This is a genomic window from Accumulibacter sp., from assembly GCF_029255285.1.
In the GTDB taxonomy this organism is placed as follows: Bacteria; Pseudomonadota; Gammaproteobacteria; order Burkholderiales; family Rhodocyclaceae; genus Accumulibacter.
On record NZ_JAPUVI010000055.1, the window covers coordinates 58,809 to 82,026 of the forward strand.

Genomic DNA, 23,218 nt, shown 5'->3' on the forward strand with positions numbered 1-23,218 from the left:
CGGCCACCGGCGATCGTGCGCGATGTACTTGACGCAGCCGCGAGTAGCGAGCGCTGGGCCCGCTTGTCGGCTTCGTCTGTCGGTATTGCGCTGACCTGCCTGACGCTTCCGGCTCAAGCCGAAAAGTGGCAGATCGTGCCCACCATCGCGGTCAATGAGACCCTCACCAACAACGTTTTTCTCGATTCCTCGAACCCGACCAGCGACTTGGTCACGGCCATCACGCCGGGGATTTCGATCGATGGCAAGAGTGGTCGCGCCAATCTGCGTCTGACCTATGGGCTGACGCAAAACCTCTATGCCCGGGAGTCGTCGTCGAACAACCGTCAGAATGCGCTGACGGCGATCGGCACGCTCGAAGCGATCGAGGACTGGCTGTTCATCGATGCCACCGGGACGATTTCGCAGCAGTATCTTTCGGCCTTCGGCAAGGTTTCGCCGAGCACTGCCAACATCGACAACAACCGGACCGAAACGTCGAGCTACTCGATTTCTCCCTATATCAAGGGCAGATCACTTTTTTCTACGGAGTACCTCCTCAAGTACACCGCGTCTACGACGTCGTCGAAGTCCAACCTGGCGTCCGATACGACGACCAACCAGTGGCTTGGCCGGATAGCCGGCATTACGCCTTTGACCGCGGTGACCTGGTCGCTCGACGCGAGCCGGGTGTCGACCGACTACAGCAGCCCGTTTTCGCGCGACCGCGACGACACGCGTTACGGGGTCACCCTGGCGTATCGCTTCAGTCCGCAGCTACAGGTGTCGGTCACCGGTGGGCGGGAGACGACCAACCTCGTCAGTCTGCAGGACGAGACGCATGGCGACTCGGGTTTCGGCTTGGTGTGGACACCGAGTTCGCGGACCAAGCTGGAGGCGAGCACGACGCGGCGTTTCTTCGGCAACAGCTACCAGGTAGCTTTCAGCCACCGCATGCCGAAGTCTTTGGTCAGCTATATCGCGAGCCGCAACGTGTCTTATCAGCCGCAAGGTGTGGGTAATACCGGGCAGGGCAGCAACTACGACGCCTATTATGCGATCATCGCGGCCAGCAACCCGGGACTCGCGCCCGACGCGATCCGGGCGCAGGTCATTCAGGTTCTGCAGGACAGGGGGGTGCCGGCGGATGGCACGGTGGTCAACGGCTTCCTGACCAATCGTCCGACCTTGCAGGAACTGCAGCAACTCTCGCTCGCCATGTTGGGTGTCCGCAACACCGTGACCTTGACGGCGACGCAGAGCGAGCAACAGCCGCTTGGCGTACTGAACGGTGCGACCGACGATTTCTCGCTCAGCAACCGGACGCAGCAACGCGGAGTGGGCCTGGTCTGGGGGCATAAGCTAACAGGCTTTTCTTCGCTTTCCATGTCGCTCAACGCACAGCGGAGCATCGGCTTCACCGCCGGTTCGCCGGAAACGAAGACGCAGGGCGCGTATGTGTTATTTACCACGCGGCTATCGCCCCAGGCGAGTGCCAACGTGACCGCACGCCGGGTGATTTCCGACAACTCGGGCGGTTCCGGGCTGGTAAACACCGGCTATACCGAGAGCGCGCTGACCGGCGGTCTTTCCTATCGTTTCTGATCGTTCCTTATGTACGAGTCCTTCTACGGCCTGACCAACAAGCCTTTTCAGCTAAATCCCGACCCGTCGTTCTATTTCGCCAGCAAGCAGCATCGACGCGCGATGGCCTATCTGGAGTATGGTCTGAACCAGAACGAGGGATTCATCGTCGTTACTGGCGAGGTGGGTGCGGGTAAGACGACGATCGTGCGCGGCCTGTTGAAGGACCTCGACCACGAAAAAGTGGTGGCAGCTCAACTGGTCACCACACAACTCGACGCGGAGGATACCTTGCGCATGGTGGCCGCGGCGTTCGGCGTTGGTACCAAGAATGTCGGGAAATCCGAACTGCTGCTTGCGCTCGAGGCTTTTTTGGTCGATGTCACCCGTCAGGGCAAGCGCTGCTTGCTGATTGTGGACGAGGCACAGAACCTCACGTCACGTGCGGTCGAAGAACTGCGGATGTTGTCGAACTTCCAGTTTGGTACGCAGGCCTTGTTGCAGAGCTTTCTGATCGGTCAGCCGGAGTTCCGGAAGATCATGCAGAGCCCGCAGATGCAGCAACTGCGCCAGCGGGTGATCGCTGCCTGCCATATCGGGCCGATGGACCAGGACGAAACGCAGGCGTACATCGAGCACCGCCTCAAGTGTGCGGGATCACAAGGCCTGCCGCGCTTCGACGCCGGTGCTTTCGAAGCGGTTTTCGAAGCCAGCGGTGGCGTCCCGCGGCGTATCAACGCCCATTGCGACCGTCTGTTGTTGTCCGGTTTTCTGAATGGCAAGACCGACTTCACGCGTAGCGACGTGGAAGACGTCGCCAAGGAAATTCGTGAGGAAACACAATCGGCGTCGTCAGCGGCGACGACCAAGCTGACTGATGGTGAGCCGGGCGTGATCCCCTCTCAACTCAGCGACAGCGCTGTTCTGGATATCGACCTGTCGCGACTGGCGATGGATCCGAGCACTGCCGACCAGGCGTCACGCGTCATTGCCGACCTGAAGACCGGTCAGGCGGAGCAGCGAATGATACGTATCGAGCGCAGCATGTTTCGCCTGGAACGCAACAATGCCGCGCTCCTTTCGCTGCTTCAGCAACTGGTCGATGCGGTGCGCGTCAAACCGTGAAGGAAGTTGCCTTGGTTGATGAAGTTTGGCCCGCTGGTTTGGGGCCGGTGATTTGTGTGGTCGGCGCACGACCCAATTTCATGAAAATGGCACCCATTCTGCGTGCCTTCGATGCCCATCATCCGGCCATTCCGACCCTGCTCGTTCATACCGGCCAGCATTACGACAAGGACATGAACGACCGCTTGTTCGTCGACTTGCGCCTGCCGCATCCAGACCTCAATCTCGAGGTGGGTTCGGGGACCCACGCGGTGCAGACAGCCGAGGTGATGCGCCGTTTCGAGCCGCTCCTCGACACCTATCGGCCGTCTTGTGTGCTGGTTGTCGGCGACGTGAATTCGACGCTGGCCTGTGCTTTGGTGTGCGCCAAGAAGAATGTGCCTGTGGTGCACGTCGAAGCTGGCCTGCGCAGTTACGATCGCGCAATGCCCGAGGAGATCAACCGGCTGCTCACCGACCAGATCGCCGATCGCCTATACACCACCGAGCGCAGCGCGCACGCCAACCTGGCGCGCGAGGGTGTGGCCGAGGAGCGCGTACGCTTCGTCGGCAATGTCATGATCGACTCGCTGCTGGCCAACCGTGAGCATGCCCGTGCGCCGGCGACAACCCTGCGCTTGGCTGGCCTCGATCCGGCGCTTGTCGTCGGGGCTTCCGGCTACGGCGTGGTCACGCTGCACCGGCCGTCGAATGTGGACCGCATCGAGACGCTGGCGCCCTTGCTGTCCGTGCTGCGCGAGGTATCCGAGCGGGTTCCGCTGGTCTTCGCCCTGCACCCGCGCACGCGCGCCAACATCGAACGTTTCGGGCTGAGCGAAGGACTGGCCAGCCGCCGTATCGCGCTGCTGCCGCCGCAGGGCTATCTGGAGATGCTCGGGCTGCTGGCCGGGGCGAAGGTGGTGCTCTCCGATTCCGGCGGCCTGCAGGAGGAAACGACAGCCCTCGGCGTTCCCTGCCTGACCTTGCGCGAAAACACTGAGCGTCCGATCACCGTCGAGCAGGGGACGAATACCCTCGTCGGTAGCGATCCACAGGCCATCCGCCGTGGCGTCGAGGCGATCCTCGCTGGGGCCGGCAAGAACGGCCGTATCCCGGAGTACTGGGACGGCCGCGCCGCGCAGAGAATCGCCGCCGATCTCGCTCGGTGGCTGCTCACTCAGCCTAGCCAGCACACTTCTCTTCACGGATGACCGCCGACCGATGACCAGCATGCCGCTAACCAACGCCATGACGATCGATGTCGAAGATTACTTCCAGGTCTCGGCGCTTGCCCCATACATCCCACGCGACCAGTGGGATCATCGTGAGTGCCGGGTCGAAGGGAACGTCGAGCGGATCCTGCTGCTGCTCGACGAGCGGCAGACCAAAGCGACCTTTTTCACCCTCGGCTGGATTGCCGAACGCTACCCGCATCTCGTTCGCCGTATCGTCGATGGGGGTCACGAACTGGCCAGCCACGGCTATGGCCATGAGCGAGCCAGCGATCTCGACAAAGCCGGTTTTTCGGCGGACATCGAACGGGCCAAGAAGCTCCTGGAAGACATTTCGGGACAGGAGGTCAAAGGCTACCGGGCGCCGAGTTTTTCGATCGGCGAAGGCAATCTCTGGGCCTTCGACTGCCTCGAACGTGCCGGCTATCGCTACAGTTCCAGCATCTACCCGATTCGCCATGACCACTACGGCATGCCGGACGCTCCGCGCTTCGCCCACCCGGTACGCTCCGGGCTGCTCGAGTTACCGGTAACGACCGCCCGTTTCTTCGATCGGAACTGGCCGGCCAGTGGTGGCGGCTATTTTCGCTTGCTGCCTTACGCGCTATCGCGTTGGTTGCTGCGGCAGGTCAACGAAGTGGATCGGCAGCCGGCGATCTTCTTCTTCCATCCATGGGAGATCGACGCCGGGCAACCGCGAATTCCCGGCATCAGCCTCAAAACGCGTTTTCGTCACTATGTCAACCTGCGGCACACCGAGGGCCGGCTGCGGCGCTTGACTGCCGACTTCAGATGGGGGCGAATGGATGAGGTGTTCCTCGCCGATCGTCCGCCACCGTCGGCGGTGGGCGCATGAAGACGACCACCGAGGAGGTTGCCAGCCTCGCCGCGGTGAGCGCGCCGCTTGACATCCGGCGTTTGAGTTCCGATGACCGTGCGGCAGCCGGACGTTGGGACGCATTTGTCGATACGTGCCCGGAAGCGACCTTCTTTCACCGGGCCGGCTGGCAGCGAATCGTCACCGAGGTATTTCGCCATCGGACGTACTTTCTCTACGCCGAGCGTGCCGGCGTGCTCGAGGGCGTCTTGCCGCTGGCCCAGGTGAAGAGTCTTGTCTTCGGGAACTCGCTGATCTCGCTGCCTTTCGCCGTCTATGGCGGGGTCGCGGCGACCAGCGCAGCGGCGGTCGAGGCGCTGGAAGGCGAGGCGCAGGCTCTGGCCCGGCGCCTTAGCGTGGACCATCTCGAGTTGCGAAACGTGGGGCGACGCCATGCCGATTGGCCGCTACAGGATCTCTATGTCCGTTTCCGCAAGAAGCTCGCGCCCGAAGTCGAAGCGAACATGCTGGCGATTCCGCGCAAGCAGCGCGCGATGGTGCGCAAGGGTATCAAGAACGGTCTGTCGAGCGAGATCGACTCGGATCCGGGCCGCTTTTTCGCGCTCTACGCCGACAACGTGCACCGCCACGGGACGCCGGCGCTCCCGCGGCGATACTTCGAGGCCTTGCAGCGGGTGTTCGGCAGGGATTGCGAGATTCTGACCGTCGTCGACCCGGCGGGTCGGCCGCTGAGCGGTGTCCTGAGCTTCTATTTTCGTGACGAGGTTCTGCCGTATTACGCCGGTGACGAGTTGTCGGCGCGCGATCTGGCGGCCAACGATTTCAAGTACTGGGAACTGATGCGGCGCTCCTGCGAGCGTGGGCTGAAGGTTTTCGACTATGGGCGCAGCAAACAGGGTACCGGTTCGTATTCCTTCAAGAAAAACTGGGGGTTCGAGCCCGAGCCGTTGTCTTACGAGTACTGTCTCTACAAGCGCGATTCCGTTCCGCAGAACAACCCGTCGAACGTCAAGTACCGTTGGCTGATCGAGACTTGGCGGCGGATGCCGATCGGCCTTGCCAACTGGCTCGGGCCATTGATCGTACGCCACCTGGGTTGATCGGCGGCGCTTTCCTCGTGCGCGCTTTGTTCCGCTTCGATGCCCTGTGACTGTAGCTCTGCCGAAGGCCAGACCATGAACCAGCCAGCACCGCAATTGACATCCTCCGCCACGCATCCGGGGTGGCGCTTGGCCTTGCCTGCGCTGGTCTGCACGCTGGCGCTGCTGCTGGTGCTTTTTCGCGAGACGGCGCTGGCGATGGCCGGTATCTGGGCGCGTTCCGACACCTATGCGCACGGCTTCATCGTGCCGCCGATTGTGCTTTGGCTGATCTGGCGCCAACGGTCGAGCCTTGCCCCTCTGGCGCCGGGCTACAGCTTTCCAGCCCTGCTCCTGTTTGCCGGCGCAGGCTTTGCCTGGCTCCTCGGAGAGGTCGCGGCGGCCAATGTCGTTTCCCAGTTCGCCTTGATCTTCCTGTTGGTACTGGCGGTACCTGTCGTGCTCGGGTGGGAGATCGCGCGGGCACTTGCCTTTCCGCTGCTCTTTCTGTTCTTCGCGGTTCCCTTTGGCGATTTCGCGATGCCCAAGCTGATGGACTGGACGGCGCAAGTCACCATCTTCGGCTTACGTCTCTCCGGTGTTCCCGTGCATGCCGAAGGTTTGCGTTTCGTGATTCCCACCGGCAGCTGGTCGGTCGTCGAAGCGTGCAGCGGCGTTCGCTATTTGATCGCTTCGGTCACGGTCGGTACGCTCTTTGCCTACCTCACTTATCATTCCCTTGTCAAACGAGTGGTGTTTGTCGGCGTTTCCGTTCTCGTGCCGATCGTCGCCAATTGGGCGCGTGCCTACATGATCGTGATGTTGGGTCACCTGTCCGGTAACAAGCTTGCCGTTGGCGTCGACCATCTGATCTACGGTTGGGTCTTCTTCGGTATCGTGATCATGGCCATGTTCTGGATCGGTGCGCGCTGGAGGGAGGATGAGCTTCCCCGGGCGGCGCCAAGTCCGTCGCTGGCCGGCGGTCCCACAAGCTCCTCCCGTTCCCTGGTCGCGGCCGCCGTAACGGTAGTGGTTGGCGCCGTCTGGCCGCTCGCGGATTGGCAGATCGAGACGCATCCGGCGGCGCCGCTCGGTCGACCCGCGCCGCTCGAGCCGATAGCCGGCTGGTCGGCCGCACCCGACGGTCTGGTCGGCTGGCGGCCGAAGATCGAGAATCCGGCGGCGAGTACACAGGAGAACTTGCAGAATGGCGGCCGCGTGGCCGGCATCTTCCTTGCTTACTATCGCAACCAGGATCAGCAGCACAAGCTGGTCAGCTCGGCCAACGTTCTGGTGACCAGCGAGGATCCGGCGTGGACCATGACGGCTGGCGGAGCACGCGACATTTCGTTTGACGAGCAGGTAGTACGGATTCGCCAGGCGGAACTGCGCGGTTTCGACGGCCGGCGCATCACCGTCTGGCAGTGGTACTGGGTCAACGGTCGCTGGACCGCCAACGATGCGCTGGCCAAGGTCTACACCGCGCTGTCGCGCTTGACCGGAAAGGGCGACGATTCGGCGATGATCATTCTCTACGCTGTGCACGATCAGAACGCTGATGGGCAGGCGGTGCTCGAGGATCTGGCGCGCGCGGCGGCACCGGTGATCACGAGCGCCTTGCGGCAGACGATGGCTGCCCGATGATGATCGGCAATGACCCGCGTCCGCTGGTCGCTCATGTAGTGTTTCGTTTCGATGTCGGTGGCCTGGAGAACGGGGTTGTCAATCTGATCAATCACCTGCCGCAGGAGGCCTATCGTCATGCGGTGATCTCGCTGACCGATGTGACCGATTTCCGGAAGCGCATCGTGCGTGACGATGTCCAGTTCTTCGCCCTCGAAAAAGCCCCGGGTCATACCGTTTGGCTCTATCCGCGTCTTTTTCGTCTGTTTCGGGAGCTCGGCCCGGCGATCGTCCATACGCGAAATCTCGCGGCTTTGGAGGTGGTGGTACCGGCGTGGGCGGCGCGCGTGGCCGTTCGCGTGCACGGCGAGCACGGCCGTGATATTGGTGACCTCGACGGTTCGAGCAGGAAGTATCAGTACCTGCGTCGCGGCTATCGACCTTTCGTGACGCATTACATAGCACTGTCTCGCGATCTCGAGCACTATCTGACTGCTCGAGTCGGCGTCGCGCCGGCGAAAGTGGCGCAAATCTACAATGGGGTCGACATGCAACGCTTTAGTCGTGCCGAGCGGCGGCAGCCAATCGTCGGCTGTCCTTTTTCCGATCCCGATCTGTGGCTGATCGGGACGGTAGGTCGCATGCAGGTGGTGAAGAACCAGACGCTGTTGGTGCGCGCCTTCGTTCATGCGCTGGACAGGTTCCCAGCGCTGAGGAGCCGCCTTCGACTGGTAATGATCGGGGACGGACCGCTGCGCTCCGAGGCACAGGCGCTTCTCGATCAAGCGGGACTCGCCGAATTGGCGTGGTTACCCGGAGAGCGCAACGACGTGCCCGAGGTCTTGCGTGGACTGGACTGTTTCGTTTTGCCGTCGTTGGCCGAAGGCGTATCGAATACGATTCTCGAAGCGATGTCTAGCGGCTTGCCGGTAATTGCGACCGACGTCGGAGGCAACCGGGAACTGGTCGAGGCGGGCCGCAGCGGCGAACTGGTGCCAGTGGACGATTGCCCGGCCATGGCGAAGGCGATGGCCGACTACGCGACCAGTCCGGCGCGGGCACGGGCCGCAGGTGCGGTGGGGCGGGCGCTGGTGGCCGATCGGTTCAGCCTGGAATCGATGGCTCGCAACTACCGGGATCTCTACGATCGATTGCTCTCGTCGCGCCGTGGCGCGGCAGGCCTGAAGAGACGGATACACCCGTAGGCGAACGCAAAAACTCGATAAGGAAGCTGAAGCAAGGATATGTGCGGGATTACCGGAATCTTCGATACTCGTGGGCGGCGTGAGATTGATCGCGCCGCGCTCACGCGCATGAACGAATCGCAATACCATCGCGGTCCCGACGAAGGTGGCCTGCACGTCGAAGAAGGGCTGGGTCTGGGGCATCGGCGGCTATCGATCATCGATCTGTCGACCGGCCAACAGCCGCTTTATAACGAAGACGGCAGCGTTTGCGTGGTCTTCAACGGGGAAATCTACAACTACCGGGAACTCATTCCCGAGTTGCAGTCGCTCGGCCACGTCTTTCACACGCGCAGCGATACTGAGGTCATCGTGCATGCCTGGGAGTCCTGGGGAGAGGATTGCGTTCGCCGCTTTCGCGGCATGTTCGCCTTTGCCCTGTGGGATCGCAAACTCGAGACGCTGTTTCTGGCGCGCGACCGACTGGCCGTCAAGCCGCTTTACTACGCGCTGCTGGCGGACGGCACCTTCCTCTTCGGCTCGGAACTCAAGTCCCTTCTGGCGCACGGGGGTTTGCCACGCGACATCGATCCGCTGGCGGTCGAGGAGTATTTTGCACTCGGCTACGTCGCCGAGCCACGGACCATCTTTCGCCAGGCGAGAAAGCTGCCGCCTGCGCATACGCTGTTGCTGCGTCGTGGCCAGCCGGTCGGAGAAACGAAGGAATACTGGGACGTCCGCTTCGCTCTGGACGGCGGCCATTCACTCGACGAAGCCTGCGCGCAGCTCAACGAAAAACTCGCCGAGTCGATCCGCCTGCGCATGATCGCCGACGTTCCGTTGGGCGCCTTTCTATCCGGCGGCGTCGACTCGAGTGCGGTCGTGGCATTGATGGCCGGCCAGTCGGCCGATCCGGTCAACACCTGTTCGATCGCTTTCGACGATCCCGCTTTCAACGAGGCGGAGTTTGCCCGGACGGTCGCCGACCGCTATCGCACCAACCATCACTGCGACCTGGTGGCAAGCGACGACTTCGATCTGGTCGACACGCTGGCCCGGTTGTACGACGAACCCTATGCCGACAGTTCGGCCATACCGACCTACCGCGTGTGCCAGCTGGCACGTAAACATGTGACGGTGGCGCTCTCGGGCGATGGCGGTGACGAAACCTTCGGTGGCTACCGGCGTTACCGCCTGCACTTGATGGAAGAGCGCATGCGGGCGGCCTTGCCGCAGAGCGTTCGACGGCGCTTGTTCGGCTTGCTCGGCCGCATCTACCCGAAGGCCGACTGGGCGCCGCGAATGTTCCGCGCCAAGACGACGTTCGAAGGGATGGCCAGAACTTCGGTCGAAGCCTATTTCCACTCCGTCTCCATCCTGCGTGGTCCGATGCGCACTCAACTGTTCAGCCAGCGCTTCCGGGGAGAGATCGATGGCTATAGCGCCGAGGATGTCTTTCGTCGCCATGCCGCGCGCGCCGCTACCGACGATCCTCTGGCGCTGATCCAGTACCTCGATCTCAAGACCTATCTGGTGGGCGACATCAACACGAAGGTTGACCGCGCCAGCATGGCGCACTCGCTCGAGGTGCGCGAGCCGCTGATGGACCACGAACTGGTCGAGTGGATGGCGACGCTTCCCTCGTCGTTCAAGGTGAACGGCCAGGAAGGAAAGTTTCTCTTGAAAAAGGCGATGCAAGCAAGCTTGCCGAACGAGATACTGTATCGCCCGAAAATGGGCTTTGCCGTGCCGCTTGCCCGCTGGTTCCGCGGCCCGCTCAGGGAGCGTGTTCGCGAGTCGGTGCTGGGACCGCGGCTGGCGGCTACGGGCTGGTTCAATCAGGAGTATCTGCGCCATCTGGTCGACGCTCATCTATCGGGAGCGAGCGACTACAGTTCTCCGCTGTGGACGCTGTTGATGTTCGAAGCCTTTCTGCGCAACGTGGTCGACGCACCGGCCGGCGCTCCCGCCGTCGTCGTGGCAGGCGAGTCGGGGTTGGCGTCATGAGCCTGCGTATCCTGCACGTACTCGACCACTCGCTGCCGCTGCACAGTGGCTACACCTTTCGTACGCTCTCGCTGCTGCACGAGCAGCGCGCGCTGGGCTGGCAGACATTCCACCTGACAACGCCGAAGCACGGTCCCGGTTCGACATTGCAGGAAGAAGTCGATGGCTGGACCTTCCATCGCACGCCCAGTGAAGCGGGCTGTACGCTCCTCAAGCAGATGCGACTGACCGCTACACGGCTCGATCAGGTCGTCGAGGCGCTGCAGCCCGATCTCATCCACGCCCATTCACCCGTTCTCAACGCCCTGCCGAGCTTGTGGGTCGGGCGGCGACGGCGCTTGCCGGTGGTCTACGAGGTACGCGCTTTCTGGGAGGATGCGGCGGTCGATCACGGGTCGACGGTGGAGGGCAGCCTGCGCTATCGCGTTTCACGGGCGATGGAGACCTTTGCTCTCAAGCATGCCGAGCAAGTGACGACGATCTGTCAGGGCCTGCGGAACGACATCGTTCAGCGCGGCATTGCGCCGGAGCGAGTAACGGTGATCCCGAACGCGGTGGACGCTCGCCTGTTCCGTTTCGGCACGGAGGCCGACCCCGATCTGCGTCGCTCGCTCGGACTCGATGGCGCGACGGTGCTCGGTTTTGCGGGCTCCTTCTACGGCTACGAGGGGATCAATCTCCTGATCGAGGCGGCTGGTCGGATGTTGCCCCGCCATCCGACACTGCGCGTGCTGTTGGTCGGCGGCGGACCGCAGGAGGAGAATCTGAAGGCGCAGGTGGCGGCGGCCGGCTTGCAGGCGCAGGTCATATTCACCGGTCGTGTGCCGCATGCCGACGTGCAGCGCTATTACGAACTGATCGACATTCTGGCCTTCCCCCGTCTGCCGATCCGCCTCACCGAGCTGGTTACACCACTCAAGCCGCTCGAAGCCATGGCGCAGGGACGGATGTTTGTCGCTTCCGACGTCGGTGGCCACCGCGAGCTGATTCGCCACGGCGAGACGGGATTTCTCTTCCGTGCCGGCGACGTGACCGCGCTGGTGGCGGCGATCGAGGATCTCCTGTCGCGGCGCGAGGTCTGGCCGGACATTCGCGCCCAGGCACGCCGCTTCGTCGAAATCGAGCGCAGTTGGGCGGCCAGTGTGGCGCCCTATCGCGGCGTTTACGCGCGGGCGCTTGCCGCGTACGGTCGTAGCGGTTCGGCCACTTGATCCCGGGCCTGTGTGGTGGGTGGCATTCATGGCATCTATCGATTTGACGGGTTGGGTGTCGAGCCAAGGCTACTGGCAGCGATGGGCGATCGGATGCGTCATCGCGGTCCGGACGGCGAAGGCAGTCATCTCGACGGACCCTGCGGGATTGCCGTGCGCTGCCTGTCGTCGATGGATATGCCGGGGCAGCGGCAGCCGCAGCCGCTGTCGAATGCCGACGGAACGCTAAGCCTGGTTTGTAACGGCGAGATCTTCAATCTGCACGAACTGCGTAGCGCGTTGCAGGAGCTTGGCTGCGATTGCGCGACGGCCTCCGACGGAGAAGTGCTGCTATCCCTTTATGAAGCCGATGGTGACGACTTCGTCCGCCGGCTGAACGGCACCTTCGCCTTCGCGCTGTGGGATGCGCGGAGGCGCCGCCTGCTGATCGGCCGTGATCGGCTCGGCGTGAAGCCGCTGTATGTACTTCAGGATTGGCAGCGTTTGGCGTTTGCCAGCGAGGCCAAGGCACTGCTGGTCCTGCCCGGGGTGGCTGCCGAACTTGACCGAACGGTCGTCGCCGATTACCTGCATCTTGGTTACGTCGCGGCGCCGGCTTGCTTCTTCAAGGGAATGCGCAAACTGCCGCCGGCCACCCTGCTCGCCGTGGAAGACGGCCGGATTCGCGAGTGGCGCTACTGGCGGCTGCCCGCACACCCGGTGCCGGGGCTCTCGGAAACCGAGTGGGTCGAGCGGATACGGACCTGCCTCGCCGATGCGGTACGCCGGCAGGCGGTCAGTGACGCGCCGGTCGGCGTTTTTCTCTCCGGCGGCGTGGCGTCGAGCGGCCTGGCCGGACTGATGGCCAGCCACTCCGGGCAAACGATCAGTAGCTACACGGTCGGCTGTGGATCTGGCGAAGGACCGGCAGCGTCGCACTCCCTTGGCCACGCCCGCCGGGTGGCAGAGCGCTTCTCGACGCGGCATCGAGAGATTCTCCTGCGTCCCGACGTCGTGGCGCTGCTGCCCAAGCTGCTGTGGCACCTCGATGAACCGCTTTCGGGAACGGATTTCATCGCGGCTTTCATGATTTCCGACTGCGCTCGTCAGGACGTCAAGGTCGCCCTCTCCGGAATCGGCGGCAACGCCCTGTTCGGCGGCTATCGGCGTTGCCTGTCGGGCTACTACCTCGGACGCTACGGTCGCCTGCCCGAATGGCTGAGACGTTGCGCACACTTCGTCGCCCGACGCCTGCCGACCAGCCATCAGCCGGGACCTCTGGATACGCTGCGTCTCGCCGCCGAGTCTTTTGCGGCGCTCGACAAGACGGCTGACGAGCGCTATCGCAGCGCACTTCAGGTGCTCGATCGGCAGGCCGTTGCCGCCTTGCTGCTCGAGCCGTCGATAGCCGCTTCCGATCCTCTGACGCGGGCTTTTGCGGTGGCTGGCAGAGAGGATGAACTGAACCGGATGCTGGCGGTGGACGTCGAAACGCTGTTGCCCGACCATCTTCTTCTGCTGGCCGACAAGATGAGCATGGCGGTTTCGCTCGAATGCCGGTTGCCGTTACTCGATCACCAACTGGTTGAACTCGCAGCCACCCTGCCGGCGTCGATCAAAGTCCGCAACGGGCGGCCCAGGCGCGTGCTCGAAGCGTCGCTGGCCGGCCTGTTGCCGGCCGGTCGGCTGGACCAACGCTCCGCTGCCACGGCGTTTCCCGAGGGCGCCTGGCTGCGGGAACCGCTGGCGCCTCTGCCAGGCCGATTGTTGGCCACCGAGGTGGTGAATGCGCGCGGCCTGTTCCGACCGTCGGCGATCGCCGATCTGGTCGCGGCGCATGAAGCGAAACAAGCCGGTGTGACCGATTTGCTTGTGGCGCTGATCAACCTCGAGATCTGGAGCCGTGTCTTTCTCGATCGCCGCGACCCGACGGACGTTGCCGACGAGCTGAAAGCTTACGTTGCGCCAACGGCCAGCGCCTGAACAGCCGGCCGAGCGCTGACCCGCGGTACCGCCTGGCCGTCGGATCGTCATGGCGACTTCGAAGCCGGAGTGACCGTTCGGCGAGCATCCCGACGGACCGATCCGGTGTCGGCCGATGGTCAGCGATTGTCCGGTCGTGTGTAGAGTCTCGGCACCCGGGTTCGTGACTGATTTCCTTGTTAGCGTCAGCCCGAACGAATATCCTTCGCCTGTTGTTGCGGCGCGCTGCTCGGTCGGCGCAACCAACGGCGATCACCGTCAGAGAGGATTCCCGACCGGTCCGCCGGGGCTCATGGCGGGTTGCCTCCGGAGAGGCGGTCGCCGCCGCAGACGGCCATCGAACGCTAAAGGGACGCTCGCACATGATCGCTATCGGTTTTCTTGCTTGGAACTCTCGGCTTGCCGTGGGGCGGGCAGGGGGCCTCGGCTCCGGATTGCCTGGCCAGCCCTCCGTTTGTCGGCTGCGCCGATGGATGAGGGGAGGCCGATGAGCGTCACCGAGCAGTCGCCGGCCATGGGCCGTCCACCATTCCCAGCCATTTGCGTCGTTGGGCCGTTGCCGCCACCATCCGGCGGTATGGCCAACCAATGCGAGCAACTCGTTCGCCTGCTACGTGCCGAGGGCGTCGCTGTCGAGTTGGTGCGTACCAACTCGCCCTATCGACCGGCCTGGGCGGAGCGCTTGCCGATACTGCGTGCCGGGTTCCGACTGCTGCCTTACCTGCGGCATCTTTGGCAGGCCGCTGGGCGCGCACGCGTCATGCACATCCTGGCCAATTCCGGCTGGGCATGGCATTTGATCGCCGCACCGGCGATCGTCATTGCGCGCTTGCGCCATACGCCCGTGATCGTCAATTACCGAGGCGGTAACGCCGATACGTTTTTTGCCGGCGCGCCGCGACACGTTCTTCGCTTGCTCGGCCAGGCAACGATCCGGGTCACGCCTTCGGCCTTCCTGCACCGCGTTTTCAGCCGCTATGGGCTGGCAGCCGAAGTCATACCGAACATCGTCGATCTTTCACGTTTCTCGCCCGCTCCGGCGCGACCCTTTGGCGACGCGCCACATCTGGTCGTGACGCGCAATCTGGAACCCATCTACGACATCCCGACGGCGATCCGCGCGTTTGCCAGGATCCGGCCGGTCTACCCGCACGCTCGGTTGACCGTTGCCGGCAGCGGGCCGGAGCTTCCCCGCTTGCAGGCTCTGGTGGCTGAGCTCGGACTGCAGGACGCGGTACGGTTTGCCGGCCGGATCGACAACGCGCATATTCCGCGGCTCTACGCGTCGGCCGATTGCCTGCTCAACCCGAGCACGGTCGACAACATGCCGATATCGATTCTCGAAGCGTTTGCCAGTGGTGTACCGGTCGTCAGCAGCGATGCCGGGGGAATCCCGGACCTCGTCGAAAACGGGGTGTCGGGCCTGCTGGTGCCGATCGGAGACGACGCGGCGATGGCGCGTGAGTTGCTGCGCGTGTTGCAGGATGGGGCGCTGGCAGATTGTCTGCGGCAGGCCGGCCTGGCGCAGGCGGAGCGCTACGCCTGGCCCCGAGTGCGGACGCAGTGGCTCGCCGCTTATCGACAGGCCATGGCAACGAGGAGAGGATCTTGAGCTTGTATACCGCTATGTGTTCGCGTGTGCTGTTCCCTTTGCACGAGCGCCTCAAGGGGCACGATTCGGTGGCGCTGCGCCGCCGGCTGGAGCGCAGCCAGTGGTGGTCGGCCGATCAACTGGCGAGCGAGCAGGCCGAGCGTCTGCGGGAGTTTCTGGTCGATATCGGGACGCGCGTGCCCTACTATCGCGATCTGTTCCGCCGTCTCGACTTCGATCCGCATGCGGTGCGTGGCGCCGAATCGCTGTCGGCCTTGCCGCTGCTCGGCAAACCGGAAATCCGTTCTCATCTCGAGAGCCTCAAGGCCGAGGGACACGGCCCGCTGACCCGCTACAACACCGGCGGTTCGTCCGGCGAACCGCTGATTTTCTACATGGGAAAGGGACGAAAGAGTCACGACGTGGCCGCCAAGTGGCGCGCCACACGTTGGTGGAACGTCGACATCGGTGATCCGGAACTGGTCGTCTGGGGCAGCCCGATCGAACTCGGCGCGCAGGACCGTATTCGTCGCCTGCGCGACGGCGTGATGCGCAGCCATCTGCTGCCCGCCTTCGAGATGTCGAAGGTGAATCTGGATCGTTTCGTCGACGCCATTCGCACGCTACGTCCGGCGATGCTTTTTGGCTATCCGTCCAGTCTTTCGTTGATTGCCGAGCACGCGCGGGAGAGTGGCCAGAAAATGGACGGGCTAGGCATCCGGGTTGCGTTCGTCACCTCGGAAAGACTGTACGACGAGCAGCGGCAAACCATCAACGAGGTCTTCGGGTGTCCCGTCGCCAACGGCTACGGCGCCCGCGATGCCGGGTTCATCGCTCACCAATGCCCGGCCGGGGGTCTTCACCTGAGCGCCGAGGACATCATCGTTGAAACGGTAAGACCGGACGGCACCGCGACCGCGCCGGGAGAGGCCGGCGAAATCGTCGTGACGCACACCGCAACCGCCGATTTCCCCTTTGTCCGCTACCGCACCGGCGATGTCGGCGTTCTGGGCGACAAAATCTGCGCTTGCGGCCGTGGCCTGCCGGTGTTGCAGGACGTTCAGGGTCGCACCACCGACTTTGTCGTTGCCCACGACGGTACGGTCATGCATGGACTGGCGTTGATCTACACGGTGCGGGATTTGCCCGGCGTCGAGCGCTTTCGCATCGAGCAGGTGTCGATCGACCAGACCATCGTCAAGCTCGTGGTCGGGCCGAACTTCGATCGCGCGGCCGAAGATCGTATCGTCAAGGACTTCAAGGCCCGCTTGGGAGAGATGGTCGATATTCGCGTCGAAAAGGTGGTAAACATTGCCAATGAGGCGTCCGGCAAGTTCCGGTATGTCGTGAGTCAGGTCAAGCTCGGCGAGTCGCGGCATGGAAGATAGGGTTCGCGATCTCTTGACCTGCCTGCTGCCGGGTGCTCTTGTCGGCCGTCGGCCGGCTCTCGCGGCGGGCGCTGGCCGAACACCCCAGGAGGCGTGAGATGCGCGACATTCTGTACACGATAATCCTCGTTGGCCTGTTGCCGCTGATTTTGCGCAGCGCCCGCTTCGGCACCTACGTGTGGGCGTGGATTTCGGTCATGAATCCGCACAAGAACACCTATGGTTTCGCGCAATCGATTCCTGCCGCGCAGGTGGTTGCGCTGACCACCCTCGCCGGCTTGTTCTTCTCGCGCGACCGCCGGCCGTTTCCGGTGAGCGGCATTACGGTGGTTTATTTGCTGCTGCTGCTGTGGATGTCCTTCACCAGCTTGTTTGCGCTCAACACTCCGGGTGTCGTTCTCGACCGCTGGGTCTTCGTGGCGAAAATCCATGTGATGTTGTTCGTGACGCTGATGCTGATCCGTGGTCGCGAGCAGATCGAGCCGCTGGTCTGGGTGGTGACGCTGTCGCTGGCCTTGTACGGTGTCAAGGGAGGCGTGTGGACTATCCTCACCGGCGGTGGCGGCCGCGTTTTCGGGCCATCGGCCGGAATGGCGGCGGACAACAACGCTTTCGGCCTGGCGTTGGTGATGCTCCTCCCCTTCCTCTACTACCTCTTCCATGTCGCCGAACGACGTATCGTTCGCTATGGAGTACTGTTTTCCCTGGTCACCGTTCCTTTCGCCATTCTTGGCACGCAGTCGCGCGGTGCCTTGCTGGCCCTGCTTGCCATGGCGACCTTCCTCGGCTTGAAAGGCAAGCGCCCCCTGCTGACGACCACGCTGCTGGTTTGCGGGGTCGCCGCCGCCATCCTGTTCATGCCCGAATCGTGGAGTGGGCGCATGAAGACGATCGAGAACTTCGACGAGGACGTCTCCGCGATGTCGCGCATCTACACCTGGAAGACACTTTGGGCGTTGGCGGTCGACCGGCCGTTGGTCGGCGGAGGCTTCGTGGTCGATACGCCGCAGGTGTTTGCCGTTTACGCACCGGCCGAAGGTGTCGGTGCCTATCGGGGAGGCTCGTCCGCCATCTACGTTGCGCACAGCATCTACTTCCAGATGCTCGGCGAGCACGGCTTCCCCGGCCTGACGCTCTACGTCCTTCTCGGCTACCTGACGTGGCGGCGGGCGACGGCTCTGGCCAAGCAAACCAGGAATCATCCCGAGTACGGCTCCTGGGTGCCCTTGCTGATGAAGATGGTACAGGTTAGTCTTGCCGGCTTCGCTGTCGGTGGGGCCTTCCTCAGCCTGGCGCATTTCGATGTGAGTTATTACGTGCTGTCGTATGTCGTGCTGGTCGATGCCACCTTGCGTGAGCGCCAGAAGGCCAGTTCTCCCGCGCTCGCCGGCTCGGCATCGCCGGCGATTGCCAGCCACCCAACATGATTTCCTTTTCGGTGACCGCACATGACTAGTCTGTCCGAAAGACTGCTGCACAAGTACTACGCCGACAGTCCCCATCCCTATCGCGTTATGGAATCGCGTATCGACAAACTGCTGACGCCCGACAGTGTGCTGCTGGACGCGGGCTGCGGTCGGACCGTTCCGGTGTTGAGGAAGTACCTCGGGCGGGCACAGCGCCTGATCGGCATCGAACTCGTCGACTTCACCGATGTGCCGCCCGGCATCGATACCTACAACGCGGACCTTGCCACGATGCCGCTACCGGATGCCAGCGTCGACCTGATCATGTCGCGCAGCGTTTTCGAACATCTGACCGATCCGGAGTCGGTCTATAGGGAGTTTGCGCGCGTCTTGCGGCCCGGCGGTGCCGCCGTCTTCCTGACGGCCAACATGTGGGACTACGGTACGCTGGCAGCGCGTCTGGTCCCCAACCGCTTCCATGCGTGGGTCGTCCGGCGGGTCGAGGGCAGGGCGGAGGACGACACTTTCCCGACTGCCTACCGAACCAATACGCGGGCCGACGTCGACCGGCTGGCGGCGGCCAGCGGGCTGGCCGTCGAGTCTTTCGATTATTTGAGCCAGTATCCGAACTACCTGATGTTCAACGGGGCTCTGTTTTTTCTCGGGACCTGCTACGAGAAACTGATCAGCCGATTCGAGATGCTTCGTTTCTTGCGTGGTTGGATATTGGTGACACTGCGCAAGCCCGGTGCCGCGTCTTGAACGACGCGTCGCACGTGAGATCTGCCGTGGACGCCTTGCTGGCCAAAGTCAACCAATTGGCCCACGGCGCCTGCAGCCTGCTCGCCGCGCCGCGGCTTTCCATCCTGATCTATCATCGCGTTCGTGCGCAGGCCGACGAGCTTTTTCCCTACGAGCCCGACGCACGGCGTTTCGAGCGCGTGATGAGCTTCGTGGCGCGCAGCTTCCGCGTCATGTCGCTGGCCGAAGCAGCGGCGGGCTTGCAGCGGGGCGATCTGCCGGCGCGCGCGCTGGTCATCACCTTCGACGACGGTTATGCCGACAACGCGGAAGTCGCCCTGCCTATCTTGCGGCGCTGCGGGGTCGCGGCGACTTTTTTCGTATCCACGGGCTTTCTCGACGGTGGCCGGATGTGGAACGACTCGGTAATCGAAATCGTGCGCGCCTGCCGCCAACCAGAAGTCGACCTGGAAGTCTTCGGTCTGGGCCGCCGCTCGCTTGCCGGGCTGGCGGAGCGCCGGGCGCTGATTGGCGCGCTGCTGCCGCGTATCAAGTACCAGAGCCTGGCTGACCGTGACCAGGCCATTGCCTGCCTGCACGATCGTTGCGGTGCGCCGGATCTGCCGGACGATCTGATGATGACTTCCGACCAGGTCCGACAGTTGCACCGCGCGGGGATGGAGATCGGTGCCCATACCGTCCGACACCCGATTCTCACGACATTGACGCCGGATGAAGCCGAGCGCGAGATCGCCGACGGGCGGAAGCGCCTCGAGGAAATCATCGATGCCCCGGTGGAGGTTTTCGCCTACCCCAACGGGAAGCCCGGGCGCGACTATGACCAGAGCCACGTCGCTCTGCTCGCGCGCCTGGGTTTCAAATGCGCGGTCAGCACGGCGACCGGCGTTTCGCGGGCGGGCGACGATGTGTTCCAGTTGCCGAGATTCAGCCCGTGGGGCGAGTCGTTGTCGGTCTGGGGGACGCGTTTGCTGGTCAACCAGAAGAACACGCGGTATGAGGTTCTGGGTGCTCCGTCGGGCGCTGGGCCGTAGGCTGGGCAAGGAGAAACTCAAGCCGAGGCTCCCGCAGGGTGTGCCGGAAGCGCTCCGTGATCGTTCACCGGGGCCGTTGTTGCGTCACTGGAAATGAAGAGAGGTCTGGAAATGAATGCGTCCTGGATGGCGGCCGATGATGCCGACGAGCCGGTCTCGCGCACGTCGACCGTTCGCGGTGACAGCCGCGGCAGGTTTGGGCATCGATCTCGTCACGCGGTGAGCGGCCGCGTGACGTTGTTCGTTGGCTGGCCGGCAGGCAGAAAGGCGATGGCGTGAGCAGGATTCTCTATCTGGTACACCGTCTGCCCTATCCTCCCAACAAGGGGGACAAGGTTCGTTCGTATCACTTGCTCCGACATCTGGCGGCCAGGCACCAGGTTTTTCTCGGCACTTTCATCGACGATCCGCAGGACGAAATTCATCTCGGCGCTTTGCCGCCGTTTTGCGCCGACATGCATGTCGCCCGCCTCTCGCCGCGCGTGGCCAGGTTGTCGAGTCTACGCGGCTTGCTCGACCACACCGCGTTGACGCTGCCTTACTATCGCAATGCGGGCTTGCAGTCCTGGGTCGATCGTACCTTGCGCGAACAGCGTATCGATGCGGTGGTGGTTTTTTCTTCCGTCATGGCGCAGTACGTTCAGGGTCGACGCGAGCTGCGCCAACTGGTCGATTTCGTCGACGTCGACTCGGCCAAGTGGACTCAGTATGCGGCCAATCATCGTTGGCCGATGTCCTGGCTCTATCGTCGCGAAGGCGAGCGTCTGCTCGCCTACGAACGGTCGGTGGCGAGGCAGGCGGAGCGCTCGTTTTTTGTGACCGACAACGAAAGCGACTTGTTTCGTCGTCTGGCTCCGGAGTGCGCGGAGCGGGTCGAGGCCATGGGCAACGGTGTAGACGCGGACTATTTCTCGCCGGAGCACGCATTTACGTCCCCCTACGGCGCGGAAGAAGTGCCATTGGTGTTCACCGGCGCCATGGACTACTGGCCGAACATCGATGCCGTCACCTGGTTTGCGACCGAGATTTTGCCGCGCCTTCGTGTCAACTGGCCGCAGGCACGCTTCTACATCGTCGGGCGTTCGCCGAGTCCTGCCGTCCAGGCTCTGGCCAGCGAGCAGGTGGTGGTGACCGGGACGGTTCCCGATGTGCGACCCTATTTGCAGCCTCCGGCGGTCGTCGTCGCTCCCCTGCGACTGGCGCGTGGCATCCAGAACAAGGTCCTCGAGGCGATGGCGATGGGTTTGCCGGTCGTCGCTTCCGCCGAGTGCGCGACAGCGGTCGATGCGCTTCCGGAACGAGACTTTCTCACGGCGCGCACTGTCGCCGACTATATCCGGCAGGTCGAAACGCTGCTCTCCGAGCGTCCGCGGGCGGACGCGATGGGGGTGGCCGCAAGACAGCAGATATTGGCGCGTTATAGCTGGGACGCCCATCTGTCGCGCATCGATCACTACCTGGAAGCGTGATCGGCTGATCATGTGCGGCCTGCCCATCTCCCACCCAGCAGCATCCAGCCGGCTTGGCCGGCTGGATGAGACGGCCACTGGCCACCGGCGATCGAAGGTCCGCTGCGCCCCTCCGCCGACCGGCAAGGCCGGCGTCGACATCATTTGCTCTGGACCAAGCCATTGACCACCATCCGCCGTTCGCTCGCTTATTCGCTCGGCAGCAGCTACTTTTCTCTTCCTCTCCAGATCATCAGTACGATGGTCGTCTCACGCCTATTGACTCCGGCGGAAATCGGTGTGTTTGCGGTCGCCGCCGTATTTGCCGCCCTGGCAAGCACCTTTCGCGATTTCGGCGTCGCCGAATACCTGATTCAGGAAAAGGAACTGACGGCCGAAAAGATCCGTGCCGCACTGACCGTCAATATCGCCGTTTCCTGGTCCATGTGCTCGCTGCTCTTCCTGTTTGCCCCGACGGCCGGCGATTTCTACCGGGACCCCGGCGTAACCGAGGTGATGCGCGTTCAGGCATTCAATTTTCTGCTCATCCCGTTCGGTGCCGTCACCATGGCCTACTTTCGACGTCAGCTCGATTTCCGGCCGGTCTTCATCGCCGGCATGTGGTCCGGTCTGGCTTCGTTTACGACGGTCCTGTGCTTGGCCTGGCTGGGTTTCGGTTACATGAGCCTGGCTTGGTCGTCGCTCGCCGGCATCGTCGTCATGGTCGGAGTTTCGATGTGGTTCCGGCCGGCCGACTTTCCCCGATGGCCCGGCCTGAACGGCGTGGGTAGGGTGGTTCATTTCGGGAAGTTTGCGAGCGGGATCTACATTTTCGGGCAGATCGGCAAAGGAGCGCCCGAGATGATCATCGGCCGCGCCCAGGATCTGGTCGGCGTCGCCATGTTCAGCCGCGGCTACGGGGTCGTCGAACTGTTCAACAGGAGTTTCCTGAATGCCGTCGTTCCGGTTTGCCTGCCCTATTTCGCGCACGACAGCCGCGAAACGGGTTCGGTCAACAACGGCTATCTCAAGAGCATCTGCTATCTCACGGCGATCGGCTGGCCATTTCTCGCTTTTATCGGTGTCTTCGCTTACGCATTGATCAGAATTCTCTATGGCAATCAGTGGATCGACTCCGTACCGTTGTCCCAGATTCTCTGCCTGGCCGCCGCCATCGAATTGATACACTATCTGGCCAAGGAGGCTTTGCTTGCCGAAGGCGACGTCAGGCGGAGCAATGCCTTGCAGATGGGCCTGCAGGGAGGCCGTATCGCCGGCCTGTTTGCCGTCATCCCCTTTGGCCTGACTGGCGCCTGCGTCGGACTTCTCGTCGCCGCCGTGTTTGGCTGCGCCCTCTGCCAGTGGCATCTGCATTCGGCACTTGGTCTGCGCTGGCGGGACGTGCTCAGGAGCTGCCTGCCGAGCCTCCTGATCACGCTCCTTTCGGTGGCGCCGGTGGCTGTCTGGGTCGTATTCGAGCCGATATCGGAGGCGAACTACATCCGCTTTGCCCTGGTCGGCGGGCTGATCACCGTGTCGCTGTGGTTGCTCTCCTTACGCTTGTTTGGCCACGTGCTGTGGGCCGAGTTGGTGGGTCTGTCGAAGAAGCTCAGATCGTCACTGCGGAAATGACCGACCATTCGAACTCAGGCTGCGGCGATGCGTGAGGCGGTCCGTCTGCCTGCGCCGCAGCACCATGGCTTGCCCCCTGACTTTCCATTTGCCCGAACATTTGCAATGGCCGACGTGAACTCCAGCGACAACTCCCACCATCCATTTTCGTGGTCCG

At 63.1% G+C, this 23,218-nt stretch carries 17 protein-coding genes; all 17 read left to right on the forward strand.

Translation table 11 applies throughout. From position 1 onward, the window contains the following. The first annotated feature begins 15 nt into the window (after positions 1-15). The 17 genes from Q1M07_RS07755 to Q1M07_RS07835 all read left to right on the forward strand — a co-directional run bounded on the left by Q1M07_RS07755 (position 16) and on the right by Q1M07_RS07835 (position 23,061). The gene (locus tag Q1M07_RS07755) at positions 16-1,584 is read left to right on the forward strand and encodes a TIGR03016 family PEP-CTERM system-associated outer membrane protein (protein ID WP_300452728.1); all 1,569 of its coding nucleotides are present in this window, start codon (positions 16-18) and stop codon (positions 1,582-1,584) included. Positions 1,585-1,593: 9 nt separating this feature from the next. Beyond that, positions 1,594-2,688: an XrtA/PEP-CTERM system-associated ATPase gene (locus tag Q1M07_RS07760; RefSeq protein ID WP_300452729.1), complete on the forward strand. Its 1,095-nt coding sequence runs from the start codon at positions 1,594-1,596 to the stop codon at positions 2,686-2,688. An 11-nt stretch (positions 2,689-2,699) separates the two neighbouring features. Next, complete coding sequence (gene wecB, locus Q1M07_RS07765; RefSeq protein ID WP_300452731.1) at positions 2,700-3,878, forward strand: non-hydrolyzing UDP-N-acetylglucosamine 2-epimerase; 1,179 nt, start codon at positions 2,700-2,702, stop codon at positions 3,876-3,878. A 10-nt stretch (positions 3,879-3,888) separates the two neighbouring features. Further along, a complete protein-coding gene (locus Q1M07_RS07770; protein WP_300452733.1) occupies positions 3,889-4,755 on the forward strand; it encodes an XrtA system polysaccharide deacetylase in 867 nt (288 codons plus the stop codon). Next, the gene (locus tag Q1M07_RS07775) at positions 4,752-5,837 is read left to right on the forward strand and encodes a FemAB family XrtA/PEP-CTERM system-associated protein (RefSeq protein ID WP_300452735.1); all 1,086 of its coding nucleotides are present in this window, start codon (positions 4,752-4,754) and stop codon (positions 5,835-5,837) included. Before Q1M07_RS07770 ends, Q1M07_RS07775 begins: the two co-directional genes overlap by 4 nt. Positions 5,838-5,912: 75 nt before the next feature. Next, complete coding sequence (xrtA, locus tag Q1M07_RS07780; protein ID WP_300452737.1) at positions 5,913-7,460, forward strand: exosortase A; 1,548 nt, start codon at positions 5,913-5,915, stop codon at positions 7,458-7,460. Further along, positions 7,457-8,644, forward strand: a complete 1,188-nt coding sequence (locus Q1M07_RS07785) for a TIGR03088 family PEP-CTERM/XrtA system glycosyltransferase (protein ID WP_300452739.1) — start codon at positions 7,457-7,459, stop codon at positions 8,642-8,644. Before xrtA ends, Q1M07_RS07785 begins: the two co-directional genes overlap by 4 nt. Before the next feature lie 39 nt (positions 8,645-8,683). Further along, positions 8,684-10,630 (forward strand): XrtA/PEP-CTERM system amidotransferase, encoded by a 1,947-nt coding sequence (locus Q1M07_RS07790; protein WP_300452741.1) that lies wholly within the window; start codon positions 8,684-8,686, stop codon positions 10,628-10,630. Further along, complete coding sequence (locus Q1M07_RS07795; protein WP_300452744.1) at positions 10,627-11,841, forward strand: TIGR04063 family PEP-CTERM/XrtA system glycosyltransferase; 1,215 nt, start codon at positions 10,627-10,629, stop codon at positions 11,839-11,841. The genes Q1M07_RS07790 and Q1M07_RS07795 overlap by 4 nt, the downstream gene beginning before the upstream one ends. Before the next feature lie 15 nt (positions 11,842-11,856). Next, positions 11,857-13,803 carry an asparagine synthase (glutamine-hydrolyzing) gene (asnB, locus tag Q1M07_RS07800; protein WP_300452746.1) on the forward strand — a complete coding sequence of 649 codons (1,947 nt, stop codon included), beginning with the start codon at positions 11,857-11,859 and terminating at the stop codon, positions 13,801-13,803. A gap of 487 nt (positions 13,804-14,290) precedes the next feature. After that, positions 14,291-15,415 carry a glycosyltransferase family 4 protein gene (locus Q1M07_RS07805; RefSeq protein WP_300452748.1) on the forward strand — a complete coding sequence of 375 codons (1,125 nt, stop codon included), beginning with the start codon at positions 14,291-14,293 and terminating at the stop codon, positions 15,413-15,415. Continuing rightward, the gene (locus Q1M07_RS07810; protein WP_300452750.1) at positions 15,412-16,782 is read left to right on the forward strand and encodes a phenylacetate--CoA ligase family protein; all 1,371 of its coding nucleotides are present in this window, start codon (positions 15,412-15,414) and stop codon (positions 16,780-16,782) included. Before Q1M07_RS07805 ends, Q1M07_RS07810 begins: the two co-directional genes overlap by 4 nt. 98 nt (positions 16,783-16,880) lie before the next feature. Further along, positions 16,881-18,209 carry a putative O-glycosylation ligase, exosortase A system-associated gene (locus Q1M07_RS07815; RefSeq protein WP_300452752.1) on the forward strand — a complete coding sequence of 443 codons (1,329 nt, stop codon included), beginning with the start codon at positions 16,881-16,883 and terminating at the stop codon, positions 18,207-18,209. 21 nt (positions 18,210-18,230) lie between these two features. Next, positions 18,231-18,950 carry a class I SAM-dependent methyltransferase gene (locus Q1M07_RS07820; RefSeq protein WP_300452754.1) on the forward strand — a complete coding sequence of 240 codons (720 nt, stop codon included), beginning with the start codon at positions 18,231-18,233 and terminating at the stop codon, positions 18,948-18,950. A 14-nt stretch (positions 18,951-18,964) separates the two neighbouring features. Continuing rightward, a complete protein-coding gene (locus Q1M07_RS07825) occupies positions 18,965-19,981 on the forward strand; it encodes a polysaccharide deacetylase family protein (protein ID WP_300452756.1) in 1,017 nt (338 codons plus the stop codon). A 275-nt stretch (positions 19,982-20,256) separates the two neighbouring features. Then, complete coding sequence (locus tag Q1M07_RS07830; RefSeq protein ID WP_300452758.1) at positions 20,257-21,450, forward strand: TIGR03087 family PEP-CTERM/XrtA system glycosyltransferase; 1,194 nt, start codon at positions 20,257-20,259, stop codon at positions 21,448-21,450. A 162-nt stretch (positions 21,451-21,612) separates the two neighbouring features. Further along, positions 21,613-23,061 carry a lipopolysaccharide biosynthesis protein gene (locus tag Q1M07_RS07835; RefSeq protein WP_300452760.1) on the forward strand — a complete coding sequence of 483 codons (1,449 nt, stop codon included), beginning with the start codon at positions 21,613-21,615 and terminating at the stop codon, positions 23,059-23,061. Positions 23,062-23,218 lie beyond the last annotated feature (157 nt).

Coding starts and splice junctions, on each gene's coding strand:
- Q1M07_RS07770 (WP_300452733.1), top strand. CDS start 3,889: ATGACCAGCATGCCGCTAACCAACGCCATGACGATCGATGTCGAAGAT.
- Q1M07_RS07760 (WP_300452729.1), top strand. CDS start 1,594: ATGTACGAGTCCTTCTACGGCCTGACCAACAAGCCTTTTCAGCTAAAT.
- Q1M07_RS07795 (WP_300452744.1), top strand. CDS start 10,627: ATGAGCCTGCGTATCCTGCACGTACTCGACCACTCGCTGCCGCTGCAC.
- Q1M07_RS07790 (WP_300452741.1), top strand. CDS start 8,684: ATGTGCGGGATTACCGGAATCTTCGATACTCGTGGGCGGCGTGAGATT.
- Q1M07_RS07820 (WP_300452754.1), top strand. CDS start 18,231: ATGACTAGTCTGTCCGAAAGACTGCTGCACAAGTACTACGCCGACAGT.
- Q1M07_RS07785 (WP_300452739.1), top strand. CDS start 7,457: ATGATGATCGGCAATGACCCGCGTCCGCTGGTCGCTCATGTAGTGTTT.
- Q1M07_RS07815 (WP_300452752.1), top strand. CDS start 16,881: ATGCGCGACATTCTGTACACGATAATCCTCGTTGGCCTGTTGCCGCTG.
- xrtA (WP_300452737.1), top strand. CDS start 5,913: ATGAACCAGCCAGCACCGCAATTGACATCCTCCGCCACGCATCCGGGG.
- Q1M07_RS07805 (WP_300452748.1), top strand. CDS start 14,291: ATGAGCGTCACCGAGCAGTCGCCGGCCATGGGCCGTCCACCATTCCCA.
- Q1M07_RS07775 (WP_300452735.1), top strand. CDS start 4,752: ATGAAGACGACCACCGAGGAGGTTGCCAGCCTCGCCGCGGTGAGCGCG.